General features: G+C 70.5%; 20 protein-coding genes. 12 read left to right on the top strand and 8 right to left on the bottom strand.

Annotated elements, in window-relative coordinates; translation table 11 throughout:
• Positions 1–409: 409 nt before the first annotated feature.
• The 3 genes from VFL28_00760 to VFL28_00770 all read left to right on the top strand — a co-directional run bounded on the left by VFL28_00760 (position 410) and on the right by VFL28_00770 (position 4,969).
• Positions 410–2,224, top strand: coding sequence for a sensor histidine kinase (locus VFL28_00760; protein ID HET7263169.1), 1,815 nt, complete (start codon positions 410–412; stop codon positions 2,222–2,224).
• On the top strand, positions 2,221–2,907 hold the full coding sequence (locus tag VFL28_00765) for a response regulator transcription factor (GenBank protein ID HET7263170.1): 687 nt from the start codon (positions 2,221–2,223) through the stop codon (positions 2,905–2,907). The genes VFL28_00760 and VFL28_00765 overlap by 4 nt, the downstream gene beginning before the upstream one ends.
• A 61-nt stretch (positions 2,908–2,968) precedes the next feature.
• Complete coding sequence (locus VFL28_00770) at positions 2,969–4,969, top strand: acetoacetate--CoA ligase (GenBank protein ID HET7263171.1); 2,001 nt, start codon at positions 2,969–2,971, stop codon at positions 4,967–4,969.
• A gap of 61 nt (positions 4,970–5,030) precedes the next feature.
• Here VFL28_00770 and VFL28_00775 read toward each other — a convergent pair whose 3' ends face one another.
• Positions 5,031–5,720, bottom strand: coding sequence for a YbhB/YbcL family Raf kinase inhibitor-like protein (locus tag VFL28_00775; GenBank protein ID HET7263172.1), 690 nt, complete (start codon positions 5,718–5,720; stop codon positions 5,031–5,033).
• A 243-nt stretch (positions 5,721–5,963) separates the two neighbouring features.
• Between VFL28_00775 and VFL28_00780 the strand changes: the two genes are divergently transcribed.
• The 4 genes from VFL28_00780 (at position 5,964) to VFL28_00795 (ending at position 8,636) form a co-directional block, all read left to right on the top strand.
• A complete protein-coding gene (locus VFL28_00780; protein ID HET7263173.1) occupies positions 5,964–6,368 on the top strand; it encodes an STAS domain-containing protein in 405 nt (134 codons plus the stop codon).
• Between the two features lie 22 nt (positions 6,369–6,390).
• Positions 6,391–6,627: a hypothetical protein gene (locus VFL28_00785; GenBank protein HET7263174.1), complete on the top strand. Its 237-nt coding sequence runs from the start codon at positions 6,391–6,393 to the stop codon at positions 6,625–6,627.
• A gap of 108 nt (positions 6,628–6,735) precedes the next feature.
• Positions 6,736–7,056 carry a hypothetical protein gene (locus VFL28_00790; protein HET7263175.1) on the top strand — a complete coding sequence of 107 codons (321 nt, stop codon included), beginning with the start codon at positions 6,736–6,738 and terminating at the stop codon, positions 7,054–7,056.
• A gap of 41 nt (positions 7,057–7,097) precedes the next feature.
• Positions 7,098–8,636, top strand: a complete 1,539-nt coding sequence (locus tag VFL28_00795) for an ABC transporter substrate-binding protein (protein ID HET7263176.1) — start codon at positions 7,098–7,100, stop codon at positions 8,634–8,636.
• A gap of 6 nt (positions 8,637–8,642) precedes the next feature.
• Here the strand turns inward: VFL28_00795 and VFL28_00800 are convergent, their stop codons facing one another.
• Both VFL28_00800 and VFL28_00805 read right to left on the bottom strand, forming a co-directional pair.
• Positions 8,643–9,749 carry an FAD-binding oxidoreductase gene (locus VFL28_00800; protein ID HET7263177.1) on the bottom strand — a complete coding sequence of 369 codons (1,107 nt, stop codon included), beginning with the start codon at positions 9,747–9,749 and terminating at the stop codon, positions 8,643–8,645.
• A gap of 58 nt (positions 9,750–9,807) precedes the next feature.
• A complete protein-coding gene (locus VFL28_00805) occupies positions 9,808–11,745 on the bottom strand; it encodes a protein kinase (GenBank protein ID HET7263178.1) in 1,938 nt (645 codons plus the stop codon).
• A 130-nt stretch (positions 11,746–11,875) separates the two neighbouring features.
• Here VFL28_00805 and VFL28_00810 point away from each other — a divergent pair, with 130 nt between their 5' ends.
• Positions 11,876–12,046, top strand: coding sequence for a hypothetical protein (locus VFL28_00810; GenBank protein ID HET7263179.1), 171 nt, complete (start codon positions 11,876–11,878; stop codon positions 12,044–12,046).
• 58 nt (positions 12,047–12,104) lie between these two features.
• On the opposite strand, the gene VFL28_00815 is transcribed toward VFL28_00810, so the two are convergent.
• The 4 genes from VFL28_00815 to VFL28_00830 all read right to left on the bottom strand — a co-directional run bounded on the left by VFL28_00815 (position 12,105) and on the right by VFL28_00830 (position 16,320).
• Entirely contained in the window at positions 12,105–12,776 is a 672-nt protein-coding gene (locus VFL28_00815) for a response regulator transcription factor (GenBank protein ID HET7263180.1), read from the bottom strand.
• Complete coding sequence (locus VFL28_00820) at positions 12,773–14,851, bottom strand: HD domain-containing phosphohydrolase (protein ID HET7263181.1); 2,079 nt, start codon at positions 14,849–14,851, stop codon at positions 12,773–12,775. The genes VFL28_00815 and VFL28_00820 overlap by 4 nt, the downstream gene beginning before the upstream one ends.
• 370 nt (positions 14,852–15,221) lie before the next feature.
• Positions 15,222–16,010, bottom strand: coding sequence for a 3-keto-5-aminohexanoate cleavage protein (locus VFL28_00825; protein HET7263182.1), 789 nt, complete (start codon positions 16,008–16,010; stop codon positions 15,222–15,224).
• 31 nt (positions 16,011–16,041) lie between these two features.
• Positions 16,042–16,320 carry a hypothetical protein gene (locus VFL28_00830; GenBank protein ID HET7263183.1) on the bottom strand — a complete coding sequence of 93 codons (279 nt, stop codon included), beginning with the start codon at positions 16,318–16,320 and terminating at the stop codon, positions 16,042–16,044.
• A 275-nt stretch (positions 16,321–16,595) separates the two neighbouring features.
• Between VFL28_00830 and VFL28_00835 the strand changes: the two genes are divergently transcribed.
• Genes VFL28_00835 through ligD form a run of 4 tightly spaced genes read left to right on the top strand, consistent with a single transcriptional unit; the run spans position 16,596 to position 21,799 of the window.
• The gene (locus VFL28_00835; protein HET7263184.1) at positions 16,596–17,327 is read left to right on the top strand and encodes a response regulator transcription factor; all 732 of its coding nucleotides are present in this window, start codon (positions 16,596–16,598) and stop codon (positions 17,325–17,327) included.
• A gap of 21 nt (positions 17,328–17,348) precedes the next feature.
• Positions 17,349–18,623, top strand: a complete 1,275-nt coding sequence (locus VFL28_00840; protein HET7263185.1) for an MFS transporter — start codon at positions 17,349–17,351, stop codon at positions 18,621–18,623.
• A gap of 15 nt (positions 18,624–18,638) precedes the next feature.
• The gene (gene typA, locus VFL28_00845) at positions 18,639–20,474 is read left to right on the top strand and encodes a translational GTPase TypA (GenBank protein HET7263186.1); all 1,836 of its coding nucleotides are present in this window, start codon (positions 18,639–18,641) and stop codon (positions 20,472–20,474) included.
• A 50-nt stretch (positions 20,475–20,524) separates the two neighbouring features.
• Complete coding sequence (gene ligD, locus VFL28_00850) at positions 20,525–21,799, top strand: non-homologous end-joining DNA ligase (protein ID HET7263187.1); 1,275 nt, start codon at positions 20,525–20,527, stop codon at positions 21,797–21,799.
• 16 nt (positions 21,800–21,815) lie between these two features.
• On the opposite strand, the gene VFL28_00855 is transcribed toward ligD, so the two are convergent.
• Entirely contained in the window at positions 21,816–22,913 is a 1,098-nt protein-coding gene (locus VFL28_00855; protein HET7263188.1) for an ATP-dependent DNA ligase, read from the bottom strand.
• Between the last annotated feature and the right edge of the window lie 6 nt (positions 22,914–22,919).

The following is a 22,919-nucleotide window of genomic DNA, read 5'->3' on the forward strand; positions in this document are numbered from 1 at the left end:
GCGCCCGCCGTTAGACCGCCGGGCCTCGTTTCCCCCCGTTACGAGGCCCGGCCGAACAACGGTCTGCGTCGAGGCAGGTAGCGAAAACTGTTGCTGCGGACGGCGATTCGAAGAAACCCTATGAGCCCGACCGACAGCAGGGCCAACGGGACTCCATATGCGATCGTCAACATCAGCCGGTCCGTGCTCCTTAACATCCCAGAGTTGAGTTTACTTGGCCCGGGCGGGAGCAGTAATCGGGCGATGGCCCTATTGGGATCCAAAATCGGGTCTCCACCCGATGCCGGCGGGGGCCGGCGGCGGAGGGTCTCCACTTGCTCGCCGGCGTGGGCGATTATTCGGGGATTTGGGTGGGAATGAAGCGGTTAGAGGGTCACTGAGGCGCGACGGGGGTGGTGGCGAACTGGGCATGCCGGTCCTTATGCTGGATTTCGCCGTAGGCATCCACGTCGCGATCGTGCTGCTGCTCCTCAGCAAGTACGTCGAGACGAGGTTGCCGTACGTGGTGTGGTGGACCGCCGGGATGGCCGCCCTGGCGGCCCGGTCGGCCACCGAACTCACCCTGCTGTCCAACGGAGCGCCCGCGCCCTTCGCCCTCGTCCCGAGCATCCTCATCCTGGCCGGAGCCGGCTGCTTCCTCACCGGCTCCGTCGCACGGGACCCCAACACGCCCGGCAACATCCTCTTCGGAGCCGTCGGCTACGGCGGACTGCTCACCGCCGTCGCCGCGTTCTTCGTCCTCGGGCGGGGCCACGCCGACGTCGCGCGCGCGGTCGCCGGCATGGCCGCGGCGCTCGCGTTCGTCCTTGCGGGACGCAGCTATTACCAGGCGGAAGGCGCCGCCGATGACACCGCGATTCGGACCATCTTCATCGCGCTCGTCGCGATCGGGGTCAATTTCGCCGGCTGGTCGTTCCTCCCGCGCACGACTTTCGACGCCGGGATCTCGGAGCTGCTCGGCGCACTGTGCGCGGCGACGTTCGGCGCAGGCGTGCAGCTCCGGTCGCTCGAGCGGCAGCGCGCGCTCGAAGTGATGAGCGCGATCAGCGCCGCGCTGCACCAGGCGAGCCACGTCGGCGAGATGCTCACAGACGTACTGCGCGCGACCGGCAAGATGGTGCAGGCGCACTCGGGCTGGGTGTTTCTCGAACGCGGTGGGCGGTACGAGACCGCCGCGGCGTTTGGGCTGTCGGGACCGCTGGCGGACGGCGGCGGCGCCCTCCGCGACCTGGTCCCCGGCGGAGAACACGGCCGGTCCGCGCCCGCCGGATCCTGCCGCTGCCTCGAGATGCTGCGCGCCGGCCGGTTGCCGGCGCAGGGCGGCGTCGTGGACTGCGACCGGTTCGCCGACGTCGGGGTGGCCCTCCGGCACGCGAGCGTGCCCCTGCGCACCGTGCGGACGCGGGGGGTGCTGAACCTCGTGCTCGTGCCCGGTCGGTTGTTTATGCGGCGGGAACTGGCGCTCGTGTCCGCGATCGCCACGCAGGTCAGTTTTGCGATCGACAAGGCCGAGCTGCTCGACGAGTTGCGCGACAAGGAGGCGGATCGGACGGGGTTGATCCGGCGCCTCCTGAGCGCCCAGGAAGACGAACGCAAGCGCATCGCCCGGGAACTGCACGACGAAGCCGGCCAGTCGCTCGCCGGCCTGATGCTCGAACTGGAAGCGGCGCGCCTCGAGGACGCCCGCGGCACGGCCGTGACCCAGGAGACGCTCGCGCGCCTCAGGCGCCTCGCGGCGCGCACGGTGGAGTCCGTGCGGGCGCTGATCTACGACCTCCGGCCGGCCGTCCTCGACGACCTGGGGCTCGTGCCGGCGCTGCGGTGGTACACGCAGAGCCAGATCGCCGCCCGCGGCCTGGACGTGCGCCTGAGCGAGCGGCTCGGCAGCGAGCGGCTCGACGCGACGCTGGAGACGACGATCTTCCGCATCGCGCAGGAGGCGCTTTGGAACGCCGTCAAACACGCCGCCGCGTCCCGCATCGACGTGGACCTCTTGCGAAAGGACGACCGTATCGTGCTTCGCGTGCGCGACGACGGGCGCGGAATCACCGCGGCGGCCGGCGCCCCGGCGCACCGGGGGCGGGTCGGCGTCGGACTCGGCGGCATGGTGGAGCGGGCCGCGGCCCTCGGCGGCACGGTCCAGGTGGCCGCGCGGCCGGAGGGCGGCACCGAGGTGCTCGCCGAATTTCCCGCCGCCGCGGTCCGCCGGGGACAAACCGCGTGACGGACGCGGGCGCCGTGACCGGCGAGAGCCCCGGCAAGATAACGGTCATCCTCGCCGACGATCACGCCATCGTGCGGGAGGGCGTGAAGCGCATCCTGGCCGGCGAGCCGGACATCCAGGTGGTGGGCGAAGCGTCGGACGGGGCCGAGGCGGTCGCCCTCGCCAAGCAAGTACACCCAACGGTCGCGGTGCTCGACATCAGCATGCCTCGGCTCGACGGCATCGAGGCGACGCGGCAGATCCGCGACGCGGTGCCGGACACGCACACCATCGCGCTCACGATGCACGCCGACGACACCTACGTCTTCCAGCTCATCAAGGCCGGCTCGGCCGGCTGCGTGCTCAAGCACGATGCGGCGCCGAACTTGATCGAGGCGATCCGATCGGCCGCGCGCGGAGAGGCGTTCCTCTATCCGCAGGCGGCGACCGCGGTCGCCGAGGACTACCTCAAGCGCGTCGAGCACGGCGAAAACCGCGAGACCTACGACGGCCTCACCGCCCGCGAAAAGGAGATTTTGACCCTGATCGCCCACGGCGCGACCAACCAGGAGATCGCAAAGCAGCTGTTCATCAGCGTCAAGACCGTGCAGACGCACCGCGCCCACATCTTGGAGAAGCTCGAGCTCCACGACCGCACGCAGCTCGTGCGGTACGCGATCCGCAAGGGGCTCATCGAAGCGTAGTCGAACCCGCTGCACGCGATGTCCCGCCCCGCCGCCGCGGGCCGCCCCGCGGCCGCCCACGATGAAACCTAACACCGTCGCCGAAGGCACCGTGCTGTGGGAACCGCCGGCCGAGGTACGCGGGCGCGCGGCGATCACCCGCTACCTCGGTTGGCTGCGCCGGACGCGCGGCCTCACCTTCGACTCCTACCAGGCGCTCTGGGACTGGAGCGTCCGGGATCTCGCGGCCTTCTGGGAATCGATCTGGGAGTTCTTCGAGATCCGCGGCACGCGCGTGCCGGGCGCCGTGCTCGAGCGCGGCCGGGGTGTGGAAGGTGCCAGGTGGTTTCCCGGCGCCGCGCTCAACTTCGCCGAGCCAGCCCTCCGCCGGAACGACGACGCACCGGCGCTCCTCGCCCGTTCCGAGACCCGGCCGCCCCGCACCCTGAGCTGGGCCGATCTGCGGCGCGAGGTGGCCGGAGTGGCGGCGGGCCTCCGGCGGTTCGGGGTGCGGCGCGGCGACCGGGTCGCGGCGTATCTGCCGAACGTCCCGGAGGCCGCCGCGGCGCTCCTCGCTTCGGCCGGTCTCGGCGCCGTCTGGTCGAGCTGCCCGCCGGAGTTCGGCACGCGCAGCGTCGTCGACCGCTTCCGGCAGATCGAACCGCGCGTGCTGCTCGCCGTGGACGGATACCGCTACAACGGTCGCGGACACAACCGTATGGACGCCGTGCGCGAGATCGCCGCCGCGCTGCCCACCGTCGACGCCGTCATCGTCCTGCCGTATCTCACCGAGCGTCCCGATCTCGCCGGCCTCCGCGGCGCGCGCCTGTGGGCGGATGCGCTGCCTCCCGGGCCGGACGGCTTCGTGCCGGAGCCGGTCCCGTTCGATCATCCGCTGTGGATCCTCTACTCGTCCGGGACGACGGGGCTGCCGAAGGGCATCATGCACGGCCATGGTGGAGTTCTCCTCGAGCAGTTGAAGTGGATCACGCTGCACGCGGACGTCCAGCCCGGCGACCGCTTCTTTTGGTACTCGACCACCGGCTGGATGATGTGGAACGTAGTCGTCTCGAGCCTGCTCGCCGGGGCGACGGCGATTCTGTACGACGGCAGCCCCGCCTACCCGGATCTCGACGCGCTGTGGCGGCTCGCCGCGGAGACCGGGATGACCTACTTTGGGACCAGCGCGCCGTTTCTGCTCGCGTGTATGAAGGCGGGGATCGAGCCGGGAAAGACGTTTGACCTATCGCGTCTCCGCGGCATCGGCTCGACCGGGGCGCCGCTCACGCCCGAAGGCTTCGCCTGGGTGTACGACCACGTCAGCCCGTCGTTGCTGCTCGGCTCGGCGAGCGGCGGCACCGACATCGCGACGGCGTTCGTTCTGTCATGCCCCCTGCTTCCGGTGCGCGCCGGCGAGATCCAGTGCCGCGGCCTCGGCGCGAAGGTCGAGGCCTGGAACGAGGACGGGCGGCCCGTCGTCGATGAAGTCGGCGAACTCGTCGTTACCGAGCCGATGCCGTCCATGCCGGTGGCCTTCTGGAACGATACGGGCGGCCGGCGCTACCACGATGCCTACTTCGCGCACTACCCCGGGGTCTGGCGGCACGGCGACTGGATCAAGATCACGCCGCGGGGCAGCTGCGTGATCTACGGACGCTCCGATTCGACGCTCAACCGCGCCGGCGTCCGCATGGGCACGAGCGAGTTCTACCGGGTCGTAGAAGAACTCCCGGATGTGCTCGACAGCCTCGTCATCGACACCGGAGAGCTGGGGCGCGAAGGACGCCTCGTGTTATTTGTCGTCCTGCGCGAGGGCGCCGAGCTCGACGATCGTCGCCAGACGACGATCCGCGAGCGCCTGCGGACGCAGCTGTCGCCGCGGCACGTGCCCGACGAAATCTACCAGGTCGCCGAGGTGCCGCGTACCCTCAACGGCAAGAAGCTGGAGGTCCCCGTCAAGCGCATTCTCGCGGGCGCCCCGCCCGACCGCGCCGCGAGCCGGGACGCGCTCGCGAATCCCGGAGCGTTCGACGCGTTCGTCCGCCTCGCCGCCGGACGAAGTTCGGGACCCGCCGCCACCTAACCGAGCGACCGCCACCCGCTTTTCGCCCACCGTACGTTGCCGATCGCGGAGGGTGCGGCCGTCACTTCGGCAGGGTCTTCGCGACGTCGGAGTTTTGCGTGTAGAGACCGACCACTTCCCCCCACGCCAGGACGTGCGACTGCCCGGCCCGTGGGACATCGGCGGCAGTAAAATTCGCCGGCACCGGCAGACGCGCGACGTTAAGCGCGTAGACCCGGAAGTGGTAGTGGTGCACGGCGGCGTCGTTCCACGGAGGGCACGGTCCGTCGTAGCCGGCACGGCCGTTGCCGTAGTCGTTGAGACCGCGCACGCCGTTGGGGGTCGGTCCGGCAGACTTGGCCGTGCCGTCCTTGGAATCCGCCCCCTCGGGCAGCGACGTGACCGACGCCGGGATATCGACCAGCAGCCAATGATACCACGGCCGCCGCTTCATGGTGGCCGGGATGACTTTGCCTTCCTTGTCGGCGTCGGTAAGAACCGCGGGGACATCCGTATCGACGACCACGATGGCGTACGACGCGGTCCCGGACGGGCCGCGCGACCAAGAGATTGCCGGGCTCACGTTCTGTCCCGGCGCGGTGTGGCCCGTCGCGGCCGGGACGCAGAAGGCGTACCTCTGCGGGATGACGCCGCCCGCCCGGAAACTGTCCACCGTCACTGTGAGGGTCGCCTGAGCCTGCGCGGCCGGCGCCGAGGGCGCGGCGGCCAGCAAGACCGCGGTCGAGACCAACCACAGGATCGATCGCCTCATAAGCACCTCTCCAGGGGGCTCTGGGACTCGGGTTCGGTCCCCCGCGACCGGGATTCCTCCGTTCGTCCCCGCCGCTCCCGCGAATGGAACACCCGCGCCGCCGTTTACGCTTCTTAAGGCGGAGGGTAAATATCGGGAGGCTAAACAGCGGGTCTGGAGGTCCGTGCGGCGGGGGAAGGTCGGCGCGGATCGCTTTTCGGTCCGGCAGTGCTTTTCAACGACGCGGACGTCGAGAACAGCCTTATGAGAGCACAGGCTCGGGTCACGGTGCACCAACCGCCACGCGCCACCGTGGCGTGTGTGGAAGGCGATCTCGACCTCGTCAGTCTGCCGCAGGTCGAGCGTGAGCTGCGGGCAGCCGCGTCCGATGCGAAGGCGAACTCCCTCGTCGCCGTCGACGTCACGGGCGTGACGTACCTCAACAGCGCGGCGATCCGCCTGCTGTACGATCTCGCCGAGGACCTCCGCACGAGGCGGCGCCAGCTCCGAGTTGTGATGTCGTCGGACGCGCCGCTGCGCGCGCTGTTCCGGCGCCTTCGATTCGACACCGTCATACCCGTGCACGACACCGTCGACGAGGCGATCGCCGAAGCCGTCTCCGATTCGTCGGACACGGATGGGAGCGATCGTTCGCGCGCACCCGGCTAGACACGAAGGAGGGCATGCGGAGATGAGCGTTTCGATGAATGTTATCCCGTCGCTGATGCGGATTCACCGGCAGCTGCGGCTGCTCGACCGGGCCTACACCGACTCGGAGAGTAAGCAGCAAGTCCAGAACGCGGTAGAGGCGAAGCTCGATGAGCTTCACGCGATCCACGACCTTCTACCGACGGACCTGCGGGACAAGAGCTGGATCTTTCTGATGCAGGGCTACAACAACTGGGGGAAGCTCTCCAAGTCGGCCTGAGCCCGGGCGCGCGTTTGACCACGCCCCGCGCACGGGAAAACTTGTGGTGTCATGCGGCGCTCGCACGCTACGCTCAGATGGAGCCTCGGGCCCGCGGCGGCGGTCGTGATGGCCTGGGCGGCTGCAGCCGGCGCGGCGCCGCTTTCCGTCAGGGTCGTCTCGGTGACCACGCCGGTGATGCGCGGCACGGAGGGCCGGCTCGTCGTGCGCACGGCACCCCACGCGCGGTGCGGCGCGTCTGTGCAGGCGCTGTCTGATCCCCACCGTACGATCGCGTCGTTGCCGCCGCACGCCGCGGGGTCGGACGGGCTCGTGAAGTTCAGCGTCCGCGTTCCCGATATCGCCAAGGCGGGTCCCTATCCCGTAACCGTCTCGTGCCGGCGCGGCGAGAAGGCCGCCGTCACGCACCTCCGCGTCACCGTCCAGTAACCCGCAGGCGGTCCGGCGCCGCGAGTCGAAGGTCCGTCACCATGCGGAGGCTCGGCGCGCTCGGGGCCGCGGCCGTGCTGCTGGCCGCTCTGGCGGCAGGCGTGCAGGCGGAGAGCGTCCACCGCGGCGGGACGCTGCGCGTGGGCCTCGACGCGGATCCGCCCAATCTCGATCCTCACCGGTCGACCGCCGCGGTCGATCGCCAAGTGTTCCAGGGTCTGTTCGCCAAGCTCGTCGACACCGACGAGTCGCTGCGGATCGTGCCGGATCTCGCCACGTCGTGGGCGGTGAGCGCCGACGGCCGCACGGTGACGCTGCACCTGCGCCAGGGCGTGGTGTTTCAGGACGGGACGCCGTTCAACGCGGAGGCGGTCCGCTACAACCTCGAGCGAATGCGCGATTCGAGGTTCCCGTCGGCGCGCCGCCTCGAGATCAGCCCGATTCAGAAGATTACGGTTCAGGACGCCGCCACCGTCGCCCTGACCCTCGAGCGGCCGTACAGTCCCCTGCTCTACGTGCTGACCGACCGCGCGGGGATGATGGTGTCGCCGGCGGCGGCGCAGCGGGAGGGGCTCAATTTCGCGCTCCACCCGGTCGGCGCCGGGGCCTTCACGTTCGTAGAGAAGGCGCCGCAAGACCACGTCACACTGCAGCGGAACTCGTCCTACTGGGCGAAGGGCCTCCCCTACCTCGACCGCATCGTGTTTCGTCCGGTGATCGACGACAATGCCCGGGTGGCAAATTTGAAATCGGGCGACCTCGACATCATCAACACGGTGCCCCTGCCGCAGATCAAGGAACTGGCGCAGGCGTCGGCGCGCCCCGGGGCGGCCTACCGGCTCCTGCAGCGCGGGGCGTTTTCATGGGTCGCGATCCGGCTCAACATCACGAAGCCGCCCTTCGACAACAAGCTGCTGCGCCAGGCGCTCGACAACACGATCGACCGGGAGGCGCTCGCCGGCGTCGTCCTTCAAGGTGCGGCGTATCCGGCGTACTCGTTCTTTCCGAACGGCACCCCGGGATACGACCCGTCCTGGCCGATTCCCGGCCGGAGCGTGGCGCGGGCCAAGGAGAAAGAACAGGCGGCCGGGCGTCCGGACGGATTCGAGTTCACGCTGCTCACGACCCCGGGCCAGCAGCAGCTATCCGTGGCCCAGGCCGTGCAGTCGATGGCCGCGGACGCGGGCATCCGGATCAAGATCCAGGCGATCGAGTTCGGCACGCTGCTCGACACGCTCGGGCACCTGCGGCATCAGGCGGGACTCCTCGGATGGAGCGGCCGGCCCGACCCCGACGGGGACATCTATTCCTTCCTGACGCAGGCCGGGCCCGACCAGCCGAACGACACCGGCTACACGAACCCGCGCGTAACCAGCCTCCTCGACGCCTCACGCCTCCTCGGCGACATGGCGCAGCGCCGGCGGGCGTACCGTGAAGTCCTCCAGATCGTAGCGGACGACATGCCCTACGTGTGGCTCTACTTCCCGAAGGAGTACAAGCTGGTTTCGGCGCGCGTGCACGGCTTCGTCCACGTCCCGGACGGGATGATGCGGCTCGCACGCGCGTGGCTGTCACCCTAGGCGCCGCTAGGCGCGCGCGAACCGGTCCGGACGAAACGGCGCGAGGCGCGGGTCGGGACGGCCGCCGAGGATCTCGGCGGCCGCCGCGGTGGCCAGAAACGGCGCGAGCGTCACGCCGCTGTGGGTGACGATCGCGTAATATCCGGAGAGCCCGCCCTGCGGGCCGATGACGGTCCGGCCGTCCGCCGGCATCGACCGAACGCCGAGGCGCGCAGACTCCACACCCGTCCCGGCGAGCCCCGGTAGCAGTTCGGCCGCACGCCGCACCAGTTCGGCCGCCAGGTCAGGCGGCGCTTCGGACGCGCGCGACGCCGTGACCGCATCGTCGACTTCGTCCGCCTGGATCAGCACCCGTCCCCCGCCGTCGGGACGAAACTGGCACCTCGGCGCGTGGACGACGCGCTCGAGCCGCGTAAGCGCCGGCGGCGTGATCGCGAGTACGCTGCGGTTCGGCGCCATCGGAAGACCGGCGCCGGCCGAGGCGCCGAGGTCGCCGGCCCAGCGGCCCGCGCAGTTCACGACGACGTCCGCCTCGTGGAACTCGCCGGAGTCGGTGCGCGCGCCGGTGACGCGGTTGCCCTCCCGCCAAATCTCGCGGACCCCCGTCCCGGCCTCGACGCGCGCGCCGGCAGCCGCGGCCGCCCGCGTCATCGCGTAGACGTAGACCGTGGTCTCGATCCACGCTTCGTCCGGATAGAACGCGATCGCCGTGTCGCGGAGCGCGCCTGGGGGAAGATCCGGCTCGAGCGCGAGGGCCCGGGCCGCGTCGATCTCCTCCGCGGCATAGTCCCAAGCGCGCAGCCGCTCGACGCGCGCGCGGAGCGCGACGCGCGCGGCATCGCCGGCCGCGATGTGGATGTTACCACCTCCGTGCCACCACGGCGCGGCGCCGAATTCGGCCCGCAGCGCGGCGTGGGCGCGCATGCCTTCCACGTTCAGGTCGTGGTACTCGCGCGGCGTCTTCTGGTTCGAGTTGGTCCAGGCGAAACTGGCGGCGGAGGTCCCGCCGCAGAGCCGGCCGCGGTCGAGAAGCGTCACAGCGGCGCCTCCCCGCGCAAGACGATAAGCCGCCGACGCACCGATCACGCCGCCGCCGACAACAATCGCACGCATATCGGGTGGGATATTTCGGCGGGCCGCGGGCGCGCCCCTCGGCGGCGCGTCGTTCGGATTACGGGATCACGGGCGGGGGCGAACCTTGATCCGGCGGACCGGTCTGATTGGACGGCGGCGTCTGCGGCGCCGGTCCGGCGGGCGGCGCGGGCCCCTGGCTGACGACCAAGTCGACCGCCTCGTTCGGGGAGGCCTCGGCGCCGGCCGCCCGGCCCTGACCGATTACGACGCCCGCGGGAGTCCGATCGTCGTACGTGTAGCTGATGCGTCCCGTCCGGAAGCCGGCGGAGCGCAGCGCGGACTCCGCCTGCGCGAGCGATGCGCCGGTTACGTTCGGGACGACCGTGGTGTCCGGAGACGGCGCCGGCGCGCCCAGCGGCGTGCCGGAGGGACTCGACGGCTGATCGGCGCCTCGGCTCACCACGATGTTGATCAATGACTTGGCCCCCAGATGGTCGCCTGGATTCGCGGACTGCGACTGGACCATGCCGGACGGCACGTGGTCGTCGTGTACGTAGCTCGTGCTGCCGAGCCGCAGTCCGGCGGCCCGCAACTTCCGCGCGGCCGCGTCGGCTGAGACGCCGCGGACATCGGGCACGACCCCCGACCCCTGGCTGACCACCACGTTGAGCGCCGCGCCCTGCGCGAGCGCGGTTCCCGGGGGCGGATCCTGCGCCAGGATCACGTCCGGGGCCACGGTCCCGTTCTGTCTGCCCGTGACGGCAAGCCTGATCTTGTTGGACGCCGCGACGTCCTGCGCGGCCGCCAGCGTCCGGCCCACGAGAGCCGGCGCCCGGATGGCGGCCGCGGTTTGCGCCGCCGGACCGCGACGGTTCGCGGACTGGTAGCCCTGGTAAGCCGCGAAGGCGAAGAACCATAAGCCGACCAACCCGACGAGGACGATCGTAAGCTGCGGCGCGATCGCCTGGCGACGGTGCCGCGACGACAAGATCGGCGTTCGTGCGGTGTCCGACAACACGCGCCCGCGACCGAGCGTCGCGAGACGGGCCGTCGCGTCGCGGGCGATCGCGCCGTCCCGCTCGGCCCCCGCCGCGCGCGGCTGCCCGCCGGCCCGAATCGGCAGCGGGACGGTCTTCGACGCGTCACGGCCGAGCCGCGCGTAGATCCGCCGGAGGTTCGACGCGAGCTCGGCCGCGCACACCTGGCGCTCCTCCGGCGATTTGACCAGCAGGCGGCGCACCAGCGCCACGGTGGCTTCGGATAGACCCGGACGGATCCAGTGCAGGTCGTATGGCGGCTCGTGTATGTGCCGCAGCGCCATAGCGACCGGGGTCTCGGCTTCCTCGAACGGCAGACGTCCGGCCAGCATCTCGTACAGGACGACGCCGAGCGAGTACTGGTCCGACGCCGGGCCCGCCTGCTGCCCGGCCGCCTGCTCGGGCGAGATGTACTGCGTGGACCCGGGCACGATCCCGGCGCGTGTGTGTGACGTCGAATCGAGCGAACGGGCGATGCCGAAGTCCGCGACCTTGACGTGCTCGTCCGCCGTCAGGAGGATGTTGTGCGGCTTGATGTCGCGGTGGACGACGCGGCGGGAGTGGGCGTACGCAAGCGCGTCGGCCACTTCTGCCGCGATGCGGACCGCGGTTCCCTCCGGAAGCTGCTCCCGCCGGCTCACCAACTCGCGAAGCGTCCCGCCGTCCAAGAACTCCATCGCGATGTAGGGCGTCGAGTCGGCCTCGCCGTGCCCGTACACTCGCACGATGCGTGGGTGCACGAGCGCGCTCGCCGCCTCCGCCTCCCGGCGAAACCGTTGCCGGAATTCCTCGTCGCGCGCGAGGTGCTCGGCCGGCACTTTTACGGCGCAGGGACGGTTGTGGGCGCGGTCCCAGGCCCGGTAGACCGTGGCCATGCCGCCGGTGCCGATGACCTCGCGCAACTCGAACCGTCGGTCGAGCACGCGCGGCTCCCGGCCGCAGGCGCCCGCCCCGGGGAGCGGCCCATCGAACGCCGGCTCGTTGTTGTGGATCGCCATAGGTTACGCCGTCGCTGCGTCGCACATGGCAGGCGCAGTGTCTCCTGCGCTTTTTTCCCGTTTTGAGGGGTGGCCGTTTGGGCGCGGCGCCCGTCATACGGGGCCGAGTCCGGGGCAAAATAACCGTGCCATGCGGCTGCCGAACGGAGTGTTGGGTATCGCCGTCGCCGGCGTGCTGATCGTGGGGCTGGCGGCCGATCTGGTCTTACCCGAGTCGGGCGTCTCGGCGGCGCTCGCGCGGGTGCTGGGGGCCTCGTCGATCGGGTTGGCCGTCTGGACGCTCGCGAAGATCGCGCGCTAGTCCGGCCGCCGTCGCTTCGAGCATTCCCCCCGAAGCACGACGCTCGGTTTGTGAGGCCTTACGCTTCCGTGACGATGCCGCGCCGGATCGCGTAGCGGACGAGATCGGTCTGGTTGTGCAAGTCCAGTTTGCGCATGAGGTTGGCGCGGTGCACTTCGGCGGTGCGGGGGCTGATGCCGAGGCGCTGGCCGATCGCGCGGTGGCCGTGTCCTTCCGCGGCGAGGTGAAGTACCTCGCGCTCCCGATTCGTGAGCGTAGCGTACCCATCCGACGGCCCGGGATCGGCAGGGGCGGAGTCGGCGTACACCGCGATCGCACGGCTGGACAGCGAAGGGCTGAGATAACGATGGCCGGCCGCCGCCGCACGCACGGCCTCGACGAGGTGCGCCGACTGCGACGCCTTGAGCACGTACGCCGCGGCACCGTTGCGAAGCGCTTCCAGCACGTACGGCTCACTCGCGTGCATCGAGAGGATGACCACCTGCGTGTCGGGGTACTCTTTGCGGACACGGCGTGTGACCTCGAGCCCGGTGATGCCGGGCATCATGAGGTCCGCGATCAGCACGCGGGGCCTCGACTGCGCGACGAGGTCAACGGCTTCGAGGCCGTCTCCGGCCTCGCCGAGGATTGAAAAATCCGGTTCGGCCTCCAAGACGGCCCGGAGGCCCTGACGGACGACGTGGTGGTCATCCGCGAGGACGATCGTGACAGGCGTCAGTGCGCTTGTCACGGCACCTCGGCGGTCGTGGTAGGCAGCGTGGCGGTGATCCGTGTCCCGGCACCCCGGCCGGTTTCAACGGTCAGGCGCCCGCCCACGAGCAACGCCCGTTCCTTCATGCCGACAAGACCGTTCGATTCCACGCGACCGGGGTCGAAGCCGCGGCCGCCGTCCTCGACCTCAACCGACACCGCACCCCCCACCGCCCAGACGCGCAGCGTCACCTCGGAGACGCCGGCGTGCCGCGCGACGTTGGTCAAAGCTTCCTGTGCGATGCGGTAGGCCGCCGTCTCGACGCCGGCGCCGAACCGCCGGTTCAGCCCAGATTGAGTGAAGGCGACGCCGACGCCGGTCTGTGCCTGGTACCGCTCGACATGCCACTGTAGCGCGGGCAGCAGCCCGAGATCGTCGAGCACCGCCGGACGCAGCTGCAGCGAGATGTCGTGCACGCGCATCATCAGGTCCGACACGACGTCGCGTGCGTTCTGCAAGCTCTCCTCCACGCGCCTCTCGGCCTGCACCGGCAGCGCGTCGAGGGTCAGCTTCAGTCCGGTCAGCGCCTGGCCGATCTCATCGTGTAGCTCGCGCCCGATCCGCCGGCGCTCCGTTTCCTGAATCGCCACAAGGTACGGGATCGCCTCGGAGACCGACGGCGTCGCCTGCGCCGGCGCGTCCACAGACCGCGTCTCCTCATCGTCCGAGAGAGGCGCCGACGTCCCGCCGCCCACCGGGAGCCGCGATTTCCACGCCTCCCACGCCGGGTTGCCGGCGGGAGCCGCCGCGAGGGCGGGCTGCGGCCGCATCGACGCGCCGAAGAGTTTGACGAACAACGGCACGGCGTCCGTGGTGGCGATGATCTGCCCGAGCGCCTGCACGATCTTCGGGTCGTAGTCCCGACCGGCCCGCGCCTGTATCCGCGTGAGCGCGCCTTCGGGCGTGAACGCCGGCCGGTGTGGCCGCGCCGAGCAGAGGTCGTCGTAGGAGTCGACGACACGAATGATCCGTGCGCCGACCGGGATCCGATCGTCTTTCAGGCCGTCGGGATACCCGCGTCCGTCGTAGTCTTCGTGGTGGGAGCGTACGCACTGCGCGACGCGGCCCATGCCGGGCAGCCGCTCGATCACCGCGGCGCCGAGCGCGGGATGCCGTTTTATCAACGCTTCCTGCGCGTCGGACAGCACGTCCGGCGTCGCTTCGAGGTCGCGCCGCAGCAGCATCATGCCGAGATCGTGCAACTTCGCCGCGAGCCAGACGAGTTCGATTTCAGACTCGGACAGGCCCATCCGCCGCGCGAGGCGCTCCGCCCACCAGGCGACACGTTCCGACTGCTCGTGCATGAACGGAGACAGCCCCTCGTTCGTCTCGACGAGGGACGAGAGTATCGTCGTGATCTGCCGCCGTTGCCTGCCGAGCATCCGCGTCTGACCCCAGAAGATCACCAAGACGGAGATCAGCAGCGGGATGACCCAGAACGGGTGGATGGTCGCGAGCAGCCCGGCCACCGCGCCGAGCAGCAGCGTGACGGCGTACCCGGCGGAGCTCTCTCGCAAAATCTGCAGCCAAAGCTCGAAGGCACCCGTCCGCCTGCGCAGCGCCGACCACGTCGACACGAGCCAGGTATTGACCAGCATATGGACGAGGCCCGCACCTATCGCGGCGAGCGACAACCTGGCCTGAGCGGGCAGCGATCCCAAGTCCGCCCACAGACGGTGGAATAGGATGATGACGAGACTCCACGTCACCACGTACTGCGCCACGTTGAAGATAATCGCGGGAGCGCTGAGCTGACGGCGACGCCGGCTGACGAATTGCGCGACGACGGTGCCGGCCGTCGTGGGAATGAGCGCGAGATGCACCGGGAAGCTCAGCAGGATGGCGAACGATGCGCCGCTGCCGAGTGCGAGGAAGACCTTCCGACCGAGCGGAAGGTGATAGATGCCGCCGAGCGCGACGGCAATCGTGGCGGCGATCAGCAGGGCCGCCACGCCGGCCGGTGCGCCGGCGGCAACGGTCGGGAGCGCGCCGCGCGCCACCAACGGCGGCGTGAGGTATAGGCCCGCGGCGGCCGCGACCGCCGCGAGGACCACGAAGCCTTCGAAGGAACGGCTGGGCGCGGAAGCTCCGGTGAAGAAGCCCCTCGCGCTCTGCGCGTTGGCGGCACCGACCGCCGGTTCGTTACGTGAAGACCGGCGACGTAGGTTGCGGATCCGGCTCATCGACTACGCAGCCCCCCCACTTGGGGGTTCTGCCCGCCGCGGAGGCCCCGTAGACTGCCGCGGCACCGCTGTGGCGCGGCTCCCGCCCAAACTCACGGTACCGGCCCTCGTGCCGGTGTTGCTGGCGGGTCAATCGGGCGCGAATCTGAGGGGCGTCAGGGTACGCACCCCGATGGGGGTGGGTGCCGGCCGCGGCGCACTACAGAATCGATGTCAAGCGCGCAGCGAAACCGGCCGTGTCTCAGGGCCGGTCGCTTAGCGCGACGACCTGCCTGTGGCCGTGACGGCGAACCATCTCCACGGCCGATGCGACCAACTGAGCGTTGTCTCGAGCGCGGCCGCCGCCCACCAGCTGCAGGGTATCCTCCAGGCCGACCCGGATGTCCCGGTCCACGTTGAGCGCCGCGTCGAGCACCGCCCACGTCGCGACGCCCTCGCCGTGATGCAGCCTGGGGAGCCAAATCTCGGCGCGATCGAGTTCCGCATCGATGGCCGCCGCATCGTCCAGCGCCCGCGCCGGCTCGAGCGGCCGGGCTTCAACGAGGATGCGCAGCGACCAGGCCGCGAGCCCGCTCGCGCCGAACGTCCGGGCGTCCTCGACGGACCACAGCCCGGCTTCGATGCCGATCCCGCGGCGAATCAGCGCCGCGCACACGTCGGCGGCGCCGGCTTCGGAGAAGTTGACCGACGCGAAATCGGGGAGCACCGTCCACGATTCGACGAGCGCAACGCGGGCCCGGGGATCGGGCGCCATCCATGCGCCGGTGCTGACCCCCACCGGGACGCCGGGACACGCCGCCCGGATCGCGGCGAGCGCGGCGGCGTGCGCTCCGGCGTCGAGGGTCTCCGCGCCGGCACGATCGCGGGGGTGGACGTGGAGGGCCGCGGCGCCGGCGGCGACGGCCGCACGCGCATCGCGCGCCGTCTCCTCCGGTGTGAGCGGCACGCCGTCGTGATCGGCGCGCCGCCGGCCGCCGTTGAGGCAGGCTTTGATGAGAATTGGACGGCCGACGGACTTCGTAGCCGTCACCCCTTTTTCGACGGCCGGTCGATCCGGCTGCTTACCCCGCCCGCTCGACGGCCAAGATCAGGTGGGCTTTTGCCCGCGCGGCATCGGGCAGCAATTCCCACGCGGCCCGCATCCGGGCAAACTGCACCGACGCGGCCGGCGCCGCCCGGCGCGACAGCCAGACGTCGGATCCGAGCGGCTTTCTCAGATCCCGTCGCGGCAGCACGGGCGCGTAGGGCAGCGATACGTGCGCGTCATCGCACTCAGCGCGGCGGAGCGCCGCGTAGGCCGCCTGAAACTCCCGCACCACGCGATCATTCTGAGGTTTCATACACATCGCCTCCGTTGCCTTCCGAAGTCGGCGCTGCGCCCGCTTCCCGCCTATCGCCGCGCAGCGACGTTCCGATCACGCCAGGATAATTGGGAACACGCCCGTCCCCGGCCTGCGTTCGTCCGCGCCGCCCCGCGACCATTTCGGACCGGCCCGGCCGCCTCGTTTGAGCGATCCGCCCCGCCCGTTTGAGTAATCGGCGGGAGATTTGGCGCAAGTGCGACGGCGGTCTGTCCGCACGTACGTGTGTACGCCGCGTCTGCGAAACGCGGCGCGTGGGCACACCTCACCTGATGGACCATGCCAAGTTCGGCCTGCATGCGCTAAAGCCGCGCCTTCGGGCCGTGCCGCGCCCGGATCCGATCCGGGTGTTTCTGATCGATCCGCAAGTGCTGCTCCGCCACGGCCTCCGGCTGCTGTTCGGTTCGGAGGGCGACATCGACATCGTCGGCGAGGCCGGGGCGGCGGCGGGGGCGATCGACGATGTCGCGGCCGCAAAGCCCGACGTCGTCCTGATGGACATTCCGGCGCCGGCCGCGGACGGGATCGGCGCCATTCGCGCGATCAAAGCCCGCTGCCCGAACGCGCAGGTGCTGGTGCTGACCGCGCAGTCGGACCAGGAAGTGTTTCGCGAGGCCGCGGCCGCGGGCGCCGTCGGCTACGTGTTGAAAGACATCTCCGCCACGAACCTGTCCAACGCGATTCGCGCCGTGCAGTCGGGCGCCACGATGATCAACCCGGTGTTGGCCCGGCAGATGGTCGAGGGTCTCGCCCGGGACGAGGCCGCCGCGGCAGTCGGCGCGCCGCGGCGGCCGCACCGGCTCACCCCGCGCGAAATCAACATCCTCGTCGAAGTCGCCCTCGGCATGAGCGACAAGGAGATCGCGGTCAAACTGGCCGTGTCCGAGTCGCGCGTCAAGAACTGCCTGCGCGCGCTGTACAGCCGCCTCGACCTCCGCAACCGCGCGCACGCCGCGGCCTTCGCCGTTCGGAGGGGCCTGGTCTAACCGCACCAAAGACTTGGTCCCGTGAACGCGCTGCGCGCGGCCGCGTGGCGATCGATCCCGCGGCCGGACCGGTCCAATGCCGGGATGTGGGCGATCGGGGCCGGCCACGGCATGACGCACGCCTACTCCGCGGCGTTCTACGTGCTGCTGCCGTTCCTGGCCAAAGATCTCGGGCTGTCCTACAGCCAGGTCGGCCTGATCATTTCGCTGCGGCAGCTGATGAGCACCCTCATCAACCTCCCCGCGGGCGCCGTCGTCGACACGATCGGCCGGCGCAGCCTCTTCATGAGCGCGGCGCTCGCGTGGGCGTCCCTACCGTACCTCGTCGTCGGGCTCACCAAGAGTTACACCGCGATCCTGCTCGCGGTCGGCGTCGTCGGCGCCGGAAGCTTCCTCTGGCATCCCGCGGCAATCACCGCGCTGTCGGAGATGTATCCGCTCCGCCGGGGCTACGGCCTCGCCCTGCACGAGCTGGGCGCCAACCTCGGCGACACCCTGACTCCGCTGGCCGCGGGACTGCTGTTGGCCGCGTTCAACTGGCGGCAGGTCATGCTGATCGTGGTCGCCGCGGGCCTGCTGCTGACGCTCGTGATCACGCGCGTCATGAGCCACGCGCACCGCCGGCACGGCGGCGCCCCGGCCCGCGCGCTGCCGATCCGGGACTACGTGGCCGGCCTCGCGCTGCTCGCCCGCAACGCCAGGCTGCTCGCGCTCGCCATGATCTCGGGCGTCCGGTCCATGACGCAGCTCGGCCTCAGCACCTTTCTCCCCCTCTACCTGCTGAACGTGCAGCACCTGCCGGCGGCGCTGATCGGCCTCTACCTCGCCGTCGTCCAAGGGTCGGGCATGATCGCCACGCCGATCGCCGGAACGTTGTCCGATCGCCTCGGGCCGAAGCGGGTCGCGACGATCGGCATGTTCAGCACGAGCGTCGCGCTGCTCGGATTCGCGGCCCTCAACCTCGGCCCGGCTTTCGTCGCCGCCCTCGCGGTGCTGGGGTTCTTCACGTACTCGATGCGGCCGGCGATCTTCCGCTGGGCGATCGCGGTCGTCCCGCGCGAGTACGAGGGCACGGCGGTGGGGATCTTGTTCACGACCCAGGCGTTGCTCCCCACGGCCATACCGATCATCGGCGGGTATCTGGGCGACCGCTACGGGCTGCTGTCCATCTTCTACGTCATCGCCGCGACAGTGCTTGTGGCCAACGCGGCGCTGCTTTTCGTGCCGGACGCGAAACGCCCGGCCGCGCAGGCGGCGCCGGGCGTGAAGGCGCTTGACCGCGAGGCCGGTCCGTGAGATGGTAAGGCGATCGTGGCACAGGCCATCCGAAACATCGCGATCATTGCGCACGTCGACCACGGCAAGACGACGCTCGTGGATGCGATGCTGCGGCAGAGCGGCACGTTCCGCGCCAACGAGACCGTGGTGGACCGCGTGCTCGACTCCAACGAATTGGAGCGCGAACGCGGTATCACCATCCTCGCGAAGAATACCGCCGTGTTCTATCAGGGCGTCAAGATCAACATCGTCGACACCCCGGGGCACAGCGACTTCGGGGGCGAGGTCGAGCGCGCGCTCAAGATGGTTGACGGGGTGATGCTGCTCGTCGACGCGAGCGAGGGGCCGCTGCCCCAGACGCGGTACGTGCTCGGCAAAGCGCTCGAGGCAGGGCTCCCGCCGGTCGTCGTCATCAACAAGATGGACCGGCCCGACGCGCGGGCGCCGCAGGTGCTGAACGAAATCTACGATCTGTTCATCGACCTCGACGCGGTAGAGGCTCAGCTCGACTTCCCCGTCCTGTACGCGAACGCCCGCGCCGGCACCGCCTCGCGCGCTCCGGCGGACCCGGGGATCGATCTGCGGCCCCTCTTCGACGCGATCGTTTCGACCGTGCCGGCGCCGGCCGGCGACGCCGCGGGGCCGCTGCAGGTGCTGGTGGCCAACCTCGATTACAGCGACTACCTCGGCCGCATTGCGATCGCGCGCGTCTTCAACGGCACCCTGCGGACCGGCGCCGACGCGGGCATCGCGAAGGTGGACGGCCGCGTCATCCGCACCCGCATCACGAAGCTGTTCTCGTTCAGCGGGCTGGATCGCATCGACATCGAGACGACCGACCTCGGCGACATCGTCGCGGTCGCCGGCGTCGAGGGGATCGCGATCGGCGACACGATCACCGACCCGGACACGCCGGCCCCGCTGGCGCGCGTCGCGATCGACGAACCCACGATCGCGATCCAGTTCTGCGTCAACACGTCGCCGTTCGCGGGGCGCGAGGGGGCGTACGTGACGTCGCGCAACCTGCGCGAGCGGCTGGACAAGGAGCTCCTCACCAACGTCGCGCTGCGGGTCGCGGAAGGCGGGTCGCCGGACACCTTCGCCGTGATGGGGCGCGGCGAGCTGCAGCTTTCGATCCTGATCGAGACGATGCGCCGCGAGGGCTACGAACTGATGGCGGGACGGCCGGAGATCGTGACGAAGGTGGTGGACGGCCGGGTGATGGAGCCGGTGGAACTGCTCTTCCTCGACGTGCCGGAGCAGTTCGTCGGCGCCGTGGTCGAGAAGCTCGGCCCGCGGAAGGCGGTCATGGTCAACATGCGCAACCACGGATCCGGGCGCGCGCGGCTGGAGTTCCGGATTCCGAGCCGCGGCCTGATCGGCCTGCGCGGCGAGCTGCTGACCGAGACCCGCGGCACGATCGTCATGAACTCACTCTTCGACGGGTACGTCCCCTGGAGCGGCGACATTCCCCGCCGCCCCACGGGCGCGCTCGTCGCCGACCGCCCGGGCGTCACCACCGCCTACGCGCTCTACAACCTGCAGGAGCGCGGCGACCTGTTCGTCGGCCCCGGCACCGAGGTATACGAGGGCATGGTCGTCGGCGAGCACGCGCGCGACAACGATCTCGACGTCAACGCGGTGCGCGAGAAAAAGCTCACTAACATCCGGTCGTCCACCGCCGACATCGCGGTCCGCCTTGTCCCGCCGCGCGCGCTGAACCTCGAGCAGGCGCTCGAGTTCATCGCGGACGACGAATTCGTCGAGATCACGCCGGCGGCGTTGCGCCTGAGAAAACGGGTCCTGCGGGCCAACCGGCGGCCGAAGCGGGACGAGGTGCCCGCCGGCACTCCCGCCGGACGGTCCTAAGCGGTCGCGCTCCGGAGATGGAACCGGCGGGGTAAGTTTGTAGCGACCCCATGTCCACCGCCCCGGAACGGGAAACGATCGCCGCCGGCGGCCGTACGGTCGCGATTTCCAACCCGCGGAAAATCCTTTTTCCCGGTAGAGGGTACACCAAGCTGGACTTGGTGCGGTACTTCCTGGCCGTCGCCGGCGGCGCGCTGCGCGCGGCCGGCGGCCGGCCGAACATGCTGGTGCGCTACCCGAACGGCGTCGGCGGCGAGTTCTTCTTCCAGAAGCGCGCCCCCCGGTCGCGGCCGGATTGGATCGAGGTCGTCTCTCTCCGCTTTCCCTCCGGCCGTTCCGCCGACGAGGTGGTGCCGCGCGACGCCGCGGCGCTCGCGTGGATGGCCAACCTCGCCTGTCTCGAGCTCCACCCGCATCCGGTGCGGGCCGAGGACCTCGAGCACCCCGACGAGCTGCGTATCGATCTCGACCCGATGCCGGGCGTCGGCTGGCCGCAGGTCCGCGACGTGGCCCGGGTGGTGCGCGGCGCGCTGGAGGACTTCGGCATGACCGGCTGGCCGAAGACGTCCGGCGGCCGCGGGATGCACGTGCTCGTGCGGCTCGAGCCCCGCTGGACCTTCGACGAGGTCCGCCGCGCCGCCCTGGCCCTGGCCCGCGACGTCGAGCGCCGCGCGCCCTCGCTCGCGACCAGCAAGTGGTGGAAGGAAGAGCGCCACGGCGTCTTCATCGACTACAACCAGAACGCCAAAGACCGCACGGTCGCCGCGGCGTACTCCGTGCGGCCCACCGCCGATGCCCGCGTCTCCGCGCCGTTGTCGTGGGCCGATGTCGACGGCTGCGATCCGGGCGAGTTCACGCTGGCCACGATGCCGCGGCGCTTCGCCGCAGTCGGCGACCCGCACGCCGGCATCGACGAGTCGCCATGCCCGCTCTCCGCCCTCCTTGAGCTGTCCGCCCGCCACGAGCGCGACGGGCTCGGCGACGCGCCGTGGCCCCCGCACTATCGCAAGCAGGCCGGGGAGCCCGTCCGCGCGCAGCCATCCCGCCGCCGCGCGCCGGTGTTCCCGCTCATCGAGATCGCGCGAGCGTATCGCAAGGACGACGCCGCCGCGGGGCTCGACCGCTGGCGGGCGCGCCATCCCGGCGCCGCGGCGTATCTTGCGCCCGACGACATTCTCGTCGACGCGATGCGGGGCCGCTCGACCACGTGGACGCGCATCCGGCTGAATTTGAGACACGTGCCGGAAACACTGCGCCCGGAGCACGAGCCCCCTGATCCCGACGAAGTCCCGGCGTGGCCGGGGCGCCCGCCGGCGCCGCGCTAGACACCCGCGGCCCCGCCTAACGTCCGCGGGCGCCGAACACCTTCTCCAGCTCGAACGGCGGCGCGACCTCGAGCTGATCGTACCGGCACTCCGCCGGCCGCTTGTCGGACCGCCAGCGCAGAAACAGGGCCGCGTGCCGGAACCGTCGGCCCTGCAGGTGATCGTACTTGACCTCGCACACGCGCTCGACGCGCACCGGCTCCCAGGACAGATCCTTGCCGGCGCTCCACCGGCTCTGCCCGCCGGGCATGCGCACGAACTCTGCCGGGTCCGGGTTCGCCCACTCGCGCCACGGATGCTGCGCGAGGGCCTCCCGGCGCAGCGGCGCGAGCTCCTCGGCAAGCCGCCGGCGCGTCGCCATCGGAAACGCGGACGTGACGCCGACGTGGTGCAGCGCTCCGCTGTCGTCGTAGAGGCCCAGCAGCAGCGAGCCGACCGCGCCGACGCCGCTCTTGTGCCAGCGGAAGCCCGCCACGACGCAGTCCGCGGTCCGGGCGTGCTTGACCTTGACCATCGCCCGCTTGCCCGGCTGATAGGTCCCCCGCTCCGGCTTGGCGACGACGCCGTCGAGACCCGCCCCCTCGAACTCGCGCAGCCACACGGCCGCCGTCTCGCGATCGCGTGTGACCGGCGTGAGGTAGATCGGCCGCGCCGCGGCGCGGAGGAGCCGCTCGAGCTGCGCGCGGCGATCCGCCTGCGGCGCCGTTCGGATGTCGCGGCCGCCGGCCGCGAGCGCGTCAAACGCCACGAACGCCGCGGGCGTGACCGTCGCCAGCATGGCGACGCGGGATGCAGCCGGATGCAGCCGCAGCTGCAGCGCCTCGAAATCCAGTCCGCGGACCGTCACGATGACGATTTCGCCGTCGAGCACGCACCCCGGGCCCAGTTGGGCGAGAAATGCCTCGCGCAGCTCCGGAAAGTACCGGTCGAGGGGCCGCAGATCGCGGCTCTGGATGAAGACCTCGTCGGCACCGCGGAAGACGAGGGCGCGAAAGCCGTCCCACTTGGGCTCGTACAGCCATCCGGACCCATCGGGCAGCGTCCCGGCGGACGCGGCCAGCATCGGCTCGACCGGCGGCGCGATCGGAAACGCGGAAGGGTTGGGGACATTCACAGCACG

The sequence above is a fragment of the bacterium genome (genome assembly GCA_035691305.1).
Classification (GTDB): Bacteria; Sysuimicrobiota; Sysuimicrobiia; order Sysuimicrobiales; family Segetimicrobiaceae; genus DASSJF01.